Origin of the sequence: Snuella sedimenti, from assembly GCF_016428595.1 — a bacterium.
In the GTDB taxonomy this organism is placed as follows: domain Bacteria; phylum Bacteroidota; class Bacteroidia; order Flavobacteriales; family Flavobacteriaceae; genus Snuella; species Snuella sedimenti.
Map to the genome: position 1 here is coordinate 186376 of NZ_JAELVQ010000003.1, position 15397 is coordinate 201772.

Below are 15397 nucleotides of genomic sequence, written 5' to 3' on the forward strand. Positions count from 1 at the left end.
CAACTAGAAATGGTTGCGCTTTTTTATTGTTTTATAACTGTTTGTAATTGGTATTGATTTTATTGAAGTGATTAAAACTTTACACACTTAGTGAGATACTACCGTTTCTTATTAAAGTCTTTCATCCCTTTAACATCTTTAAATTTATTAAGCATAAGATTTTTATGTATTCTATAATTGATATTCATCCAAAACCCTTCATCCCATAAAGGATCCATTAAACCAGATTCCCATGCTTCCAATTCATCTGTTAAATCGTCATAAGTTTTTGGGGCTAACTTAGACAAATCGAAAGTCTCTCCTAGGTCATTTTTTAAATTATACATTCTACTTCCAAAACTGTCTAATCTAATAAGTTTTTCATTTCCAATTCGAACTGCTGCCGTATTTAATTTTCTCCAAAATAATTTTTTATGGGGATCCCCTTTTTTATTGCCTTTCAAATAAGGTAACAAGTTTACGCCGTCCAATTCTAAATTACTATTAATGCTTGCAGCAGCAATGGCTGTAGTAAAAATATCTAATGACGAGGTTAATCCGTCAAAAGAAATGTTCTCTTTTATTTTGTTTTTCCAACTTACAACAAAAGGAACTCTATGCCCTCCTTCATATTTATTACCCTTAAAACCTTTTAAAATTCCATTATTAGATTGGTTGGTGGTTGCACCTCCATTATCACTTAAAAAGAATATAAGCGTATTCTCCAATTGCTTTGTAGTTTCTAATTTAGCAATCAATTTTCCAATATTCTCATCTAAAGACCAAGTCATAGCAGCCAATTTTTGCCTTGGATGATTTTGAAACATTTTCAGGTGTTCTGGCTTAGCTTCCATTGGAGTATGTACGGCATTATAAGCTAAGTACATAAAAAATGGCTCATATTTATTTTCTTCAATGTATGTTAAAGCTTTATTAGTTAACACATCTGTTAGATAGCCTTTAAATTTTTGCCGAACACCGTTATGTTGTAGCATATTCTTTTCAGTAGGATTATCTATCGGAAAATAAGATCTACTTCCCGATAAAAATCCATAAAAATCATCAAAACCTCTTTCATTAGGATGATCATCTTCATTATATCCTAGATGCCATTTTCCTAATGCAATAGTTCTATAATGGTTATTTTTAAAAACATTTGCTAAAGTTGGCACACCATTCGGTAGACCAATTTCTCCAGATTCTTTATTCCCTGTTCCATTCGCTTCAAAACCAAATCGTTGTTGATACCTTCCTGTTAACATACCTGCTCTTGAAGGTGCGCATACAGACGCAGAAACATGTGCATCGGTAAAGACAATTCCATTTTTGGCCAGATTATCTATATTAGGGGTTTGTAAATCTTTACATCCCATAAAGCCAAAGTCTGCATATCCGGCATCGTCAATAAGAATTACTATTATATTTGGTTGCTTTGATTCATTTATCTGTCCAAAACAATAAGATTTTGGAATTGTAAATAGTACAACTAAAAAAAAACAAATTTTTAAATTCATATAAGGTGGTTTTAATTAAGAATACAGATTTGGCTCACTATCAGTCTAGACATATAATTAAGGAACTCTATCTAATAAAAAAATCAACTTTGAATTATGTAGATTTTTTCAGGACTAAACAGGTTTGTTGGAAGTTTGATAAGCTTAGGTTTTCATCAAATTAAAAAACATTTTCCGTTGATACCTCGATGGATCTGCTTCGGACTAGTTCATTTAAATAGTCAATATTTCCAATTGATTATATTTTAAGTGTTTACTGAAATTTTACTTTCTAAAATTTATAAACGTTTATTTTTCTATAGTAAAAGTGTCAAATATTTCTCCTGTAAAAGAGTTATATGCATTAAGTTTCAATGTTTTTCCATCAATTGAAAACACACCAAAACTAGGTACGTGCTCTGCATGGGCTACTATATTTCCGTCTTTGCAATTTTTTTCATTAGTTGGATCTGCATGCCAATTTTCGTTTAATTTACCTCCAGCACCAATGGTTATTGAAATAAATCTATCTTTTAAATGGCCATAAGAAGAATGATCAATAGAAGCATTTACATCTACATTTCCATTAGCATCAAAAGGTTTTAATCTTTCATATGTATGTGCGTGACCATTTAATACTAAGTCCACATTATTACTGGTGAAAACTTGGTATAAATTCATTACATGCTCATAATCTTTTTTATAGGTACATGTTTTTCCATTGTGATGTAAATACACAATAATCCAATCGTATTTTACTTTTTGATCTTTTAATGTTTCTTTTAACCATGCTACTTGTTCCTCTCTATTGTATAGTCCTCCATTATGTGAGTCTAACCCTATAAATAGTGTATTCGAATAAGTGAAGCTGAAATAATGCTCATTCCCTGGTAAAGCCCACTCTTTTTCGAAATTCTTTTCTGGGTCTGATTGCCAATCATGATTTCCTACTACGGGATAAAAAGGGGTGTTTTTAAAAACCTTTTCAAAGGGTTTAAATAATTGATTGTCATACATACTACTCTCACCTTTTGGATATACAATATCGCCAAGTCCTATACCAAAATCTGGTTTTAGTTTTAATTCCGTAATTCTGTTTGCCGGTTCTTTTGCAAAGCTTTTAGGCAGTACATCACCTATATCTCCTAAAGCATAAAAATTAAAAGCTGTTTTGGTATTATTAGGTGAAGTTTCAAAATAATAATCTTTACCACTAGCCAATAAATAACCATTGGAATAAATGCTATAATAATATATTGTTTTAGGCTTAAGATTTTTAATTACAACTTCATTAAATTTATTTCCTTCGTGGTTAACTAAAGTACCTGTTGCTACAGTTTTCTCTGTTTTGTTCACCTCGTAAAAAACGACTTGGCATTTTTTTGCAACAGTATCAGTTTTCCATGTAATTGTTGCAGTTGTTGGCCTTACCATTTGCAAATAAGGTTGGCGCAATAGCGTTGGCTTTTTGCCATTGGCTTCAATGAGTATGGATTTAGTAGTTTGTTGGTGTGTTCCTTTGCAAGCAGATAGTGTAATTACTAATAGTATTGCTAAAAAAATAGTTGGTTTACTCATAATTATTAAAATGTATAACTATTGCTGGAAATTTTAAATTTTTTGGTATTTAATTAAAGAGAATGTATGCACTATACATACATTCTCTTTTTTTAACAACTAAACAAACGATAAACTAATTGTAGCCTGGGTTTTCTTTTATTCTTGTATCTGCAATAATTTCAAGGCCAAAGGCATAATAATAATTTCGTTCTGTATGAGACCTTACTCTACCTTTATCTCCGTCGGCTATAGTAATAGTGTAGGTGTCATTGTCAAAATCATAGTTAAAATGCATTCTATGCCTAACAACCCCATCTAATTCCTGAACAGCTATTCTCCAACGTCTTAAATCCCAAAAAACATGTGATTCAAAAGCTAATTCCACTCTTCGCTCTTGTCTAATCTTATCTTCTGTAATTTCTGCTATTGATAAAGCAGGCATGCCTGCACGGTCTCTTAAATCATTTATTGTAGCAGCCATATCTCCATTAGGATCCCCTAAATAATAGGCAGCTTCAACATAGTTTAAATAAATTTCACCTAGTCTAAATATAAGATAATCACTACCAGAAGTATCATTGGTCAAAAAACCTATTGATTCATCCAAACGCTTTTTAATTAGCAAAGACGTAGGGTTATTTCCAGCAAAAACATTTCTTCTTGCTCCAGAGCCTGGCCAGCCGTTGGAGCCTGGAATAATAAATGAAGTACTAGTTGAGGTTTCTCTAAGACCAGAATTTGGATCTGTGTAGACTGTGCTTCTATGCATATAGACTTGTGTTCCTCTCCATTCAGTTCCAGGGTAAAAAATAGAGGCGTGCATACGAGGGTCTCTTTGCTCAAAATACCAATTGGGATCAATAGGAGTAGCATCGTCATATAGCGCTCTATCCACTTTACCAGAGGAGCCATCTATAAAGTCGAATTGTTCCAGTGTTTCCAAGTAAACAGGGAAGTTGGAATTCCACCCCCATCCAAACCCATCTGGGTGAGCTAAATAATCCCAAGAATGTGCTTTTCCAGCATCGACATCCCACTCTTCAACAAAAATAGCTTCTGGATTATTATTTTCATCTACAAACAATTGTTCAAAATTTGTTGCTGGATCACCTACCTTACGATAAAGTTCAAACGGCCCTTCCTGCATAATTTCTCTTGATGCTGCTAAGGATTGTTGATAATAACCATTGGCGTCACTGGCAGGAAATCCGAGTAAACCATCCATTTGCTGCGTACCAAATTTAGCTACAGAGGCGGCATACAACATCGCTCTGCTTTTTAAGGCCAGTGCAGCCCAGCGATTTACACGTCCTTTTAGAGAATTTGAAGGCAATATATCAACAATAGCATCCATTTCAGAACCTATAAAATCATATATTTCTTTTTCAGAATTACGAGGTATAAATAGGTCTTCTTCTGGCGTATCAACAGGGAGGGCTTTTGTAGCTAAAGGAACACCTCCATAACGTTTCACCATTTCAAAATAAGTAAACGCTCTAATAAACCGAGCTTCTGCAACTGCAATTGTAGCAAGATTTTGATCTAAAGCTGTAGATTGAGGTACTTTTTCAATAAATACATTCATTTCTCGTATATCATCATAAGGCCAGTATTCTAAAGCTCCAGCCCCATTGTTTTCATCAAAAACTCTTCCAATAGCACCACCAAAAGGTCCTTGCCAAGGCGCAAAATTTCTAGCCTCACCGCCAAAACCCATAATTAAATTTTGATTGTTACCAGATTGCCCAGTATTGATTTCAAATGGAGCCTCATTATAAATTTCAGTAAGAAATGCTTCTACTAAACTCATATCATCAAAAACAATGTCCTCTGATATAATATCTGAAGGTGTTAGGCTAAATGGGTCTTCACAGGCAGTAAAGAATAGGCCAAATACAAAGGCCAAACTGAAATATTTTATAATTTTTTTCATAATATTATTTTTTTTAAAAAGTTATTCTCATACCCAATGAATAGCTACGTACTACTGGTAAGTCACTTGAAGGATTACCTTCTGCCGATTCAGGGTCAAAAGAATTTTTATAAATACCTAAATTAGAAAACGTGAACAGGTTTTCTGCTCCTGTGTACAATTGAAGATCCTTAACTCCTATTTTATTAATAACCTTTTTTGGCAAATTATAACTAAAGTTTAAAGATTTTAACCTTATAAATGTTACATCCTTTCTCCAAAAATCTGAGTTCAAATTATTATTAGGACTTGAAGTAGATGTAATAGCCGGGAGTTGCGCATTTGGGTTAATGTTTACATTTGGGTTATTAGGGTCTGGTTGCCATCTTAAATCATAATGATACGACAGAGGTATTGAAGTATTAGAAAATGCGGTTCTTGCTGCTCCTGAAATGTTTATACTAAATCTGGAAGCGCCTTGAAATAACATGTCAAAACTAAAATTCTTATATTTCGCTCCTAAAGCTAAACCAAAAATTATCTCTGGTAAATCGTCTTCAAATGCAATAACATCTTGATCTCTAAAGTTTATTTCTCCGTCATTATTTCTATCTACATATTTAATATCTCCAGGGCGTAACGATGAATTACCCTGTGTATCTTGGTCTACAGGATGGTTGTCTATTTCTTCTTGTGACATAAAAATACCATCTGAGATATAACCGAAATTACGATTTGCCCATTGTCCTCTTCTATCATTTATCCTTATTTGGTCTTCATCCGTAAATTCTTCCTGATCAAAAACTTTATCAAACTTCCTTTTTGTGTATGTGAAATTTGGGGAAATGTTAAGTTTTAAATTTCCAATGGTTTGTAAAAAATTTAATTTAACATCAATTCCTCTATTGTTCTCCGTATTTAAATTAACTAAAGGTAAGTTACCTCCAAATGTGGAAGGTATATCTGCTGTATTTGGTCTAAGCAGGTTTGTTCGTTCTCGGTAATAAATATCAGCTTCTAGTTGCAGCCTGTTATTTAAAAAATTGGCTTCTATACCTACATTATAGCTTGTAGCTTCTTCCCATGTTAACGCTGGATTAACTAAGCCTAAGGTACGTATAGCCTGATATGTAGTGGTATCAAACAAATAACTTCCTGATAGACCGTAACCTGTTAAATAATCAAAACCACCTATTCTATCGGCACGAGCGTCACCTGTTTCTGAATAAGAAAGCCTAAGCTTCAGATAATCTATAGTATTGTTTTCTTTTAAAAAATTTTCTTTGGACATTACCCAACCTGCTGAGAAACTAGGAAAGTATCCCCATCTAGCAGTTGGAGAAAATAACACATCCCCATCTGCTCTTAAAGTGGCCTGAAATAAGTAACGGTCTTTGTATCTATAATCAAAACGTCCTACTAAACTTTTTGATCCTATATTTGTTCCAGATGAACCTCCTGTTGTTTGAAAATCTGTACTACCAACAAAAATTTCAGGGATTGCAGTCGTAAGCAAATCTTCCCTACCTGCAGACAACCTTGAGAATTTTCTAGATCTACTTTCTCCCAGTATAAGGCCTTTTACAAAATGATCACCGAATTCCTTTTCATATTCTAATGATACAAGAGGAAAAATTTGATGTCTCCTAAACTGTTCTTCACTTATAGAGCTACGTCCTCCTGCAATGGCGTGTTCTATGTAAGTCCCATCTAAATGGTTATACTCTACAAGTGGGTATTGTTTTCTTAAGTTTTTGGTATTTCTATTTAGAGAAATAACATTAAATTGGGTTTTCAATATTAAACCATCTACCCCCGGAATTTTATAGTCCAGGCCTATTTTACCTGTAAAGGTGTTATCAAATCTATTTGTAAACCCAAAAAAATCCTGATCACTTGCTGCTATAGGATTCCGATCTGAAAAACCAATATATGCTGCTCCTTTTGACGGATCGGGTAATTGAGTTGGATAGATCGGTTGTGCTACTCTTAACTGTCCAAAAATTCCATTAAGATCCGATGCCCTACTTCTAAAATCATGTCTGAAAGACAAATCTAAATTAAAACTTAAGCTTTCACTAACTTTGACATCTAAATTAGACCTTACATTATAACGAGAATAATCATGATCTCTACTAGCAAAATAACTCTCTTGCTTTGTATATCCAGCAGATGTAAAATACTTAACATTTTCACTTCCTCCAGAGACGGATATATTATACTTTGTTAAAGGCGCATGATTTGAAATCAAACCATCTATCCAATTGCCACCTTCAAAACCTGGGGCGCCTGACTGATAATTGGCTAGTTCCTCAGCAGTAAACTGTAAAAAGCCGTTACTATCTAGACCTGATAAGGTTGGTAAAGGATCTCCAGCTATTCTTGCGGCTGCCGCTGCATCATTAAAATCGGATTCTCTGGATAATTCTACAAATTGCCCCGGATTTACATGTTCGAAAAAAGAAGTGGCTTCTTGAAACGAAATCGAATTACTAAAGGTTATTCTTGGCGCTCCAGATGCCCCTCTTTTTGTAGTTACTAAAACAACGCCATTGGCTGCACGGGATCCGTAAACTGCTGCTGCCGCATCTTTTAAAATGGAAATAGTTTCTATGTCATTGGGGTCTATTCTAGAAAACCCGCCCTCTATCTCTACGCCATCTACTAATATATATGGTTCTCCGAAACCTCTTATACTTATATCAACACGCTCGTCCCCTGGTAGTCCAGAGTTCTGTTTTGTAACGATACCTGGTATTCTACCGGTTAAAAGTGAGGTAGAATTGGCAACAGGTACTAAATTAAGTTCCCTGCTTTTAACGGTTCCAACTGCCCCAGTAAGATTTGTCTTTTTTTCTGTACCATAACCTACAACAACAACCTCGTCTAGGTTTGCCACATCAGATTGCATTTGTACATTGATTGTAGTTTGACCATTAACAGCAATTTCTTGAGTTTTATACCCTAAATACGATATCACGATGGTAGAACTAGTGCTTATATTTAGTGTGTAATTCCCATCAAAATCTGTTTGATCACCATTTGTAGTGCCTTTTTCTATAACGGAAGCCCCTGGGAGCGGCACGTTATTTTCGTCTGTTACTTTTCCTGTAACAGTTTGACTTTGAGCATGTGTAAAGTGTATGATGCTCAGCATAAAAGTCATTAAACAAATAATTTGTTTTTTCATAATCTATTGTTTTAAGTTGATCAATTTGTTTTTTTATAATCTATTGTTTTTAAGTTGGTCAATTTGTTTTCTTCATATATCTATATAGTTTTAAGTTGGTTATTTTGTTTTAATAAGAATTTTTTATCTAATTGTATGGTTTTCTTAGAACCAGTTCCCTCTAGTAAAATCTTGTGGTTTCCCGTTGTTCTCTTTCTTTTTCTAGAAAGTTCAGACAGTGGAGTCAATGTACTCCATGCTGCTTCCGAGATTCCTTTCTCTCCAAATTCTACTCCTCCACAATAAGCCTGCTTTCCATTGTTGAACTTTACAGATCTAAGGTCATGCTGGTAACCATACCTAAAGTGAGAAAGTTTCTCAAAGACTTTTGGTTTTTCCTTCTCTTTATTAGGTGAAATTTCAACTCTGCTTCGATCCATATTACAAATTTCGGACACCATTATATTGTCTCTTTTCAATAAATTGTTCAAATGGTTTGTTCCATTTACACCTACGCCTACACCTATAGTACCAAGCCTTAACTTATTTGAGTTGTTTTTTGATTTCCATAAGTTCATTCTTGGTGGTAGGGTTGTTCTTGTACCTGTTATTGCTGTCTTCCTATTCATTTATTTAATAGTTTATTTTTACTATAATCTATAGCGCTAAATGTCTTATTAATTAAAATTCATTATAGACTAAGAATTAATCCTTTCTGTATAACAATAATTAAGTTAGATGACTGGTTTTAATATATATTACGTAGATATAGAGACAAAATTGAATGAATAAATCCTAAACTAAGTGTACATTTTTAACTTTATATGGTAATTTTTAAGCATAATGTTTAAAGTTTAGTATTAACCTTACATACCAGCCCATGTGTGAACAATTCTGAGGAAATAAATTAGTAATTTTGCTATTGCCCTTGCAATCCATATTAAGTAAAATAGAGCTATGCTAATAAATCTAAAACATAACCTTATGGCATTACTTAGAATAAATTTTTCTTTGAATACATGCATTTGGATTCTTTTATGTGTACAACTAACTGCACAAAATAGAATGAACTTTAATCATTTGGCTCCTGAGCTGGATAACCAAGTCGTTCAAGTAAACAAAAGCATTCAAGATACTTTGGGCTATATCTGGTTTTCCAATAAAAAAGGTCTATATAGATATGATGGATATAATTTAACGTTTACCCCGTTTTCTCATTATTTTGGAGCAACCTTCTCCAATAGGCAAAAAGTATATTTCAATAAAGATTTAAAAGGGAATTTTTGGTTAGCTTCTAATAGGGATTTACTAATGATTAATCTTGATGGATCCTATAAATCTTTTAAAAAAGATATAGGAAACAAGGACATTTCTGTTATTGAATCGAATGAGGATACAGTTTATTTTGGAACGACCCTTGGGGATATCTACAATTATAATCACGAAAAAAATACAGTTGATAGATTGGTAACTCTGCCTAAAATAAATAATCAGCCACAAACTATTTTAGATTTAGCTTTTACGAAAGAAAAAAAAATATGGATTAGCACTGATGTAGGGAATATTTATAATTTTTTAGTTCAAAATGATGAGTTGATTGTTCTAAAAACACCCTTTAACAATACCAATACCAATACCAATCAAATTAAATTGGTATCAGATAAAAAAGATAATCTCTGGATTGCTACAGAATTATATGGCGTATTTCAATATGATATTCGGACTAAGGTTTTTAAAGAGTTTAATGCCCCTATTAATAGAAATAACTCTAAATATCCTATGTACTTATCATTGTTTTGTGATAGGAATGGTGATATTTGGGCTGGTACTGACGGAGATGGTCTTTTTAAAATAGATTCTGAAAAAGGTAGTATTTATACGTTCAAACACAATAAATCAAACAGGTTTTCAATAAGCGATAATTCGATTACACATATCAATGAAGATTCCTTTGGTAATTTATGGCTTATAGATAAAAAAGGGGTTGTAAATGTTTTGCCGTATAATAATTCTAAAATAAAATATTATAGTGGGTCCAGTAATAATACTCCGACAGTATCATTATGTGTTTTAAAAGCATCTGACGAATCTTTGTGGATTGGTACAGATGGTGAAGGAATTAGTAGAGTCTTTTCAGACGGAAATTCTATACAATATTCAAATTCTAGTAAAGGAAATAATTATTTTGATGGGAGATATATTTTACAGATTACAGAAGCGACCAATAAGAATATTTGGATAGCTACTTATCAAAATGGTTTATTTGTTTATGATATTAAGTTAAATAAGTTTAATAAAGTTGAATTAAAAGATGAATTTGGAAAACCATATCTACATATCCGTTTTGTTTTTAAGGATTCGAAAAATAGAATTTGGGCAGGTCATAGGGATGGAATTCATTTGTTAGATGAAAATCAAAATATCATCACAATTTTTAATTTTAAGTCTAATGAATTATCGGGGAAAATTTTAGGAAATATAATAGAAACCAAGAATGGTGAAATTTGGTTAAGTAGTAATCAAGGAGATTTGTACTTTTTTGAAGAAAATAACAATAAAGTTGAAAACTCTACTTTAAAAATAATTAATTATCACAATGATAATGAAAATCAAAACTATAATATTACCCATATGTCTGAGGACATGAAAGGGAACTTGTGGCTCATTATAAAATCGGATTTTTTAATTCGATTAAATACTAATAATTACACCTACGAATCATTTGAAAATTCAAAAAGCCTAAAAGATATTGGGTTTCATAATGTAATTGTTGACGATTCTAATAGATTATGGTTGGGGGGTAGTAATGGTCTACATCAATATATACCAGAAACAGGAACTATAAAATCATTTTATGAGGTTGATGGATTGCAAGGAAATGCTTTTACTAGGGGGGGAGCTTATAAAGATAAAGCTGGGGTATTATATTTTGCAGGTAACAAAGGCGTGTCAAGTTTTGACCCTAATAGTATAATTAAAAAAAACAACCCTACTGCCAACTTATTTATTAATCAAATAGATGTACTTAATAGACCTGCAAATACAATTATTCCAGAACAATTAACGGGGGGTATAGAAAAGGTTAAATCCTTAAAACTAAAACCAGACCAATCTTCATTTTCATTTCAATTCTCTGTGATTGAAAACGTATTAAACTCAAATTTTTATTACGCATATAAGTTAAATGGGTTTGATAAAGATTGGATCGTTTCACGCGAAGGAAGAGTTGCCACATACACAAATATTCCTCCTGGTAACTATGTGTTTGAAGTAAAAGCTGGATCCAAAAAAGGAATATGGGACATTAATCCAAAAAAAATTAACATAAATATAGCACAACCTATTTGGAAAACGCCCTGGGCATATGGAATTTATTCTATAATATTAATTTTAGTCGCTTACGCCATTTATTTATGGGTGAAGCTTAAGAAGAAATTTGTTACTGAAGAGCTCAACCATAAAAATGAAAAAGAACTTTATGCATTGAAGATGAACTTTTTTGCAAAAATGTCTCACGAAATTCAAACACCATTGACTTTAATATCGGGCCCTATTGAAAGTCTGCTTGAAAACGCTATTGATAGCGGAAATAACATTTTAAAACAGCGTTTATCAATAATTTTAAATAATGCCAAAAGATTATCAAAGATTGTTTTTGAACTTACAACAATTAGGAATAAAGAACTAGGACAACTTAGGTTAAGGGTTTCTAAAAATAATATAATTTCGGATTTAAAGAATATAACATTATCATTCAAAGAACAGGCAGATTTTAAAAAAATAAATTTTAGATGCTATTATCCAGACACAGAATTAATGATTTGGTATGATAAAGATAAAGTAGAACATATATTCTATAATTTACTTGCTAACGCTTTTAAATTTACTCCTAAAAAAGGAACCATTGATTTTGAGGTTAAGATTTTGGATTTTCAAAATATGGTTAAAATATCGGTAATAGATTCTGGTCCTGGTATATCAAAAGATGAATTAGCTAATATTTTTGAATTATTTTATCAATCTGATATTGGAAAGAAAAGTATAGGAACAGGAATTGGATTGGCATTGACAAAAGAACTTGTAAAACTACATAAGGGAAAAATTGATGTTGAGTCAACCCCTGAAAAAGGAACATGTTTTTCAGTCTATTTGTCTACCAATGAAAACGAATTCTCAGATGAACAAAAGATTTTTGATATACCAAAAAAACCAATCATAGAAAGTAAGGGCACAGAACTATTAGATGATAAAGATAGAGATAGTAAACTTTTAGAAAAAACAATCCTTATAGTTGAGGATAATTATGAAATGCAATTTTTTTTGGAAGACATTTTTAAAAATCAATATAACATTTTAATAGCTGATGATGGAGAAGAGGGGTTGTATCTTGCGAAAAAACATATACCTGATTTAATTATTAGTGACATTATGATGCCTAATAAAGATGGACTAGAAATGTGTAGTGCTCTGGTTAAAAATAAGGTGACATCACACATTCCAATTATTTTGCTTACAGCAAAAGAATCCCCAAAAGCAAAATTACTAGGTTTAATGTCAGGAGCCATTGAGTACATCAACAAGCCCTTTAATTCTAATGAGCTTATTTTTAGTGTTCACAACATTATTTCAAGAAGTGAAAAGCTGCTATCTAAATATAAAATTGATTTAATTAGCACGCCAAAACATACTAAGACAATATCTCCCGAAGATGCTTTTTTGCAAAATATCATGTCTATTGTTGAAGTAGAATATAAAAATCCTAATTTTAAACTAGAAGAAATTTCGGATTCATTAAATATGAGCTACTCAACAATGTATAGAAAGTTTCAGTCTATTACAGGAAAAACATTGGTTGATTTTGTTCGATCTGTTCGTTTAAAAAAAGCTGCTATATTAATTATTAAGTATAATTATACAATATCTGAAGCCACATTCTTAGTAGGGTTAAATGATCCAAAATATTTCATAAAATGTTTTAAAAAGAAATTTAATATGACCCCAGGAAAATTTAAAAAGCAAGCGCAAGCAAACGGAACAGATATTTTTATAGAAAAGTATAATTTAGAACAAATGGAACTTGAAATAAATTAATTCTATATAATGAAGCTTCTAGGGAACACTTTAATTATTAAACAATATTTAAGGCGAATCTATTCCTGTAATATCTAATGGTAAAAAGCTGTTTGCGGTATCCTTGATCTAAGTATATCACTAGTTTTCCATTCCAGTTTAAATGGTATAGCATCTCTGTTAGCATTATGTAAATAGATACGGATAGGATGTAATCCTTTTTGCAGTACCATAGTTTCGGTTTTTACTGTATTGGCCTGATAGTTATAATCTGCATCTACTAAAATGGCATCATGTAGTTTGATAACAGCTTTACCGCTAGTACTAAAACTAAAGGTATATGTGCCTTCTTTCGGCACTTCTAAATACCCTTCAAATAAGTAAAGGTCTTGTTGTTGTTTGGTATAATTGAAAGTATTCAGGTTTTTTGTTTTTCCTTTTTTCGAGGGATTAAGAACTTCCAGGTTGGGTAACCACTGATAAACACCAGCATAAGATGTCCATCTCAATCCTTTCTTTGTTTTTTTGACAGCAACTGAAGGTATCGTTAAATTGTCGTAAGGACGTTTTGCAGAGGTATTTGTGCGACGCATTTGGAGTATGCGAGCTTTCATGGTGCTTTGCAATTCGGGCATAGCATTGTTAGCAGCTAGGTTATTAGCCTGATGGGTATCGTTTTTAATATCGTATATCTCAAAGTCGGCATTAACATCTTCAATGTTATAGCGAATGCCAACGTAGTCGTCCACACGAATCATTTGCATTTCCTTTCTTGGGCGATTGCGGTTATTTTCACTAAAGGCATTATAGTTAGGCGTTTTTCCTCCAACACTGTATTCTACGTATATTTTACTGTCTTTTTGCCCTTTACTATTTGTTAGTGTAGGTAATAATGAGACACCATCACTATTAGCAGGTGCTGGTAATCCGGTAGCATCCATAAAAGTAGGCAACCAATCGTATGAAATACTTGGTGTATTGCTTACAGTATTTTTTACAATTTTTTTTGGCCATCTCACTACTAATGGCATGCGTAGTCCTCCTTCAAGAACATCACGTTTAATACCATCAAAAGGGCCATAACTATCAAAAAAAGTAGGGTGGTTGGGTACGTAGGGTTTGGGTAAGTACGATTCTTGTGAAGGGCCATTATCTGAAGTGAACACCACTAATGTGTTATCGTCTATGTTCAAATCTTTTAATAGTTGTAAAATATCACCAACCGCATCATCTATTCTACGTACGCTCGTGGCATATCGTTTGTAAGTATTAGGCCAAGGGACTTCGGCTGTTGTGGTATTGGTATCGTGATCGTAAGTGGCATTGGCATAATCGGGGTGCATCCAAGAGTCTGGTTGTCCACTGGCAGTATTTATCATGTGCCCTGGTGTTCCTAACCACTGTACACCACCTTTTAGACCGCCTCCTTTAGGATATGCTTGGGTTGGTAGTTCTAAAACGGCATGAGGTGTATCGTAAGCCAAGAACATAAAAAAAGGCTTCTCGTTATTTTTAACGGTATTGGTAATCCATTGTTTAGCTTTCGCTGTCCATAAATCGCCAGTAAAACATCTATCTAATGCTTCGGTTATGTCGGTGTCGTTTTCCCAAACTTGACCGTGGTTTCTGTATAACCTTTCTTTTGGGTAATGCTCATGTCCATCTACATGCGTCATATACCCATAAAAATAGTCAAAGCCCCTGTTAGTAGGTCGCGCAGGCCAACTAGCTCCGTTTTCGGACCAGCGCTTATCTCCCTGTAGTCCCCATTTTCCAATAGCAGCTGTAGTATAGCCTGCTTTTTGTAATGTATTGGCTAAGGTATGGTTGTCGGCCAAAGCTTTGTCAAATTGATTGTTTCTTACATTCGCATGTCCTTGACTTAAGCCACTAAGCAAGGACGCTCTGGAAGGGGCACATACTGGAGCTGCTGAATAATGTTGAAGCATTACGGCTCCTTCGTTGGCCATAGTGTCTAGGTGCGGTGTAAAAGCCCAGGGTTTTGATCTGTCATTATTATTTTTCCTTTCATTTTGGTACAATACTCCCAAATCCCCATAACCTAGATCGTCGGTTAAAATAAAGATAATGTTGGGTTGCTCTTCATTCTTTTGTTTGGTTTTTTGGCAATAGCCAAGTTGCACAAAAAATACGCTAAGTACAAATAGCGCTAATGGTGTTAATTTCATTGTTAAGGGTTTTTAATAATGTGTT

At 33.1% G+C, this 15397-nt stretch carries 7 protein-coding genes; 1 reads left to right on the forward strand and 6 read right to left on the reverse strand.

The window, feature by feature from the left end; all coding sequences use genetic code 11:
- Positions 1 to 98: 98 nt before the first annotated feature.
- The 5 genes from JF259_RS04345 to JF259_RS04365 form a co-directional block, all read right to left on the reverse strand.
- The gene (locus tag JF259_RS04345) at positions 99 to 1493 is read right to left on the reverse strand and encodes a sulfatase-like hydrolase/transferase (protein ID WP_199113759.1); all 1395 of its coding nucleotides are present in this window, start codon (positions 1491 to 1493) and stop codon (positions 99 to 101) included.
- Positions 1494 to 1781: 288 nt separating this feature from the next.
- A complete protein-coding gene (locus tag JF259_RS04350) occupies positions 1782 to 3050 on the reverse strand; it encodes a purple acid phosphatase family protein (RefSeq protein WP_199113761.1) in 1269 nt (422 codons plus the stop codon).
- A gap of 115 nt (positions 3051 to 3165) precedes the next feature.
- Positions 3166 to 4965: a RagB/SusD family nutrient uptake outer membrane protein gene (locus tag JF259_RS04355; protein ID WP_199113763.1), complete on the reverse strand. Its 1800-nt coding sequence runs from the start codon at positions 4963 to 4965 to the stop codon at positions 3166 to 3168.
- 13 nt (positions 4966 to 4978) lie between these two features.
- Positions 4979 to 8134, reverse strand: coding sequence for a SusC/RagA family TonB-linked outer membrane protein (locus tag JF259_RS04360; protein ID WP_199113765.1), 3156 nt, complete (start codon positions 8132 to 8134; stop codon positions 4979 to 4981).
- An 80-nt stretch (positions 8135 to 8214) separates the two neighbouring features.
- Entirely contained in the window at positions 8215 to 8742 is a 528-nt protein-coding gene (locus JF259_RS04365; RefSeq protein WP_199113767.1) for a hypothetical protein, read from the reverse strand.
- 355 nt (positions 8743 to 9097) lie between these two features.
- Here JF259_RS04365 and JF259_RS04370 point away from each other — a divergent pair, with 355 nt between their 5' ends.
- A complete protein-coding gene (locus JF259_RS04370; RefSeq protein WP_199113769.1) occupies positions 9098 to 13204 on the forward strand; it encodes an ATP-binding protein in 4107 nt (1368 codons plus the stop codon).
- Positions 13205 to 13278: 74 nt separating this feature from the next.
- On the opposite strand, the gene JF259_RS04375 is transcribed toward JF259_RS04370, so the two are convergent.
- Positions 13279 to 15372: a sulfatase-like hydrolase/transferase gene (locus tag JF259_RS04375; protein WP_199113771.1), complete on the reverse strand. Its 2094-nt coding sequence runs from the start codon at positions 15370 to 15372 to the stop codon at positions 13279 to 13281.
- Between the last annotated feature and the right edge of the window lie 25 nt (positions 15373 to 15397).

Coding starts and splice junctions, on each gene's coding strand:
- JF259_RS04375 (WP_199113771.1), bottom strand. CDS start 15,372: ATGAAATTAACACCATTAGCGCTATTTGTACTTAGCGTATTTTTTGTG.
- JF259_RS04365 (WP_199113767.1), bottom strand. CDS start 8,742: ATGAATAGGAAGACAGCAATAACAGGTACAAGAACAACCCTACCACCA.
- JF259_RS04345 (WP_199113759.1), bottom strand. CDS start 1,493: ATGAATTTAAAAATTTGTTTTTTTTTAGTTGTACTATTTACAATTCCA.
- JF259_RS04370 (WP_199113769.1), top strand. CDS start 9,098: ATGGCATTACTTAGAATAAATTTTTCTTTGAATACATGCATTTGGATT.
- JF259_RS04360 (WP_199113765.1), bottom strand. CDS start 8,134: ATGAAAAAACAAATTATTTGTTTAATGACTTTTATGCTGAGCATCATA.
- JF259_RS04350 (WP_199113761.1), bottom strand. CDS start 3,050: ATGAGTAAACCAACTATTTTTTTAGCAATACTATTAGTAATTACACTA.
- JF259_RS04355 (WP_199113763.1), bottom strand. CDS start 4,965: ATGAAAAAAATTATAAAATATTTCAGTTTGGCCTTTGTATTTGGCCTA.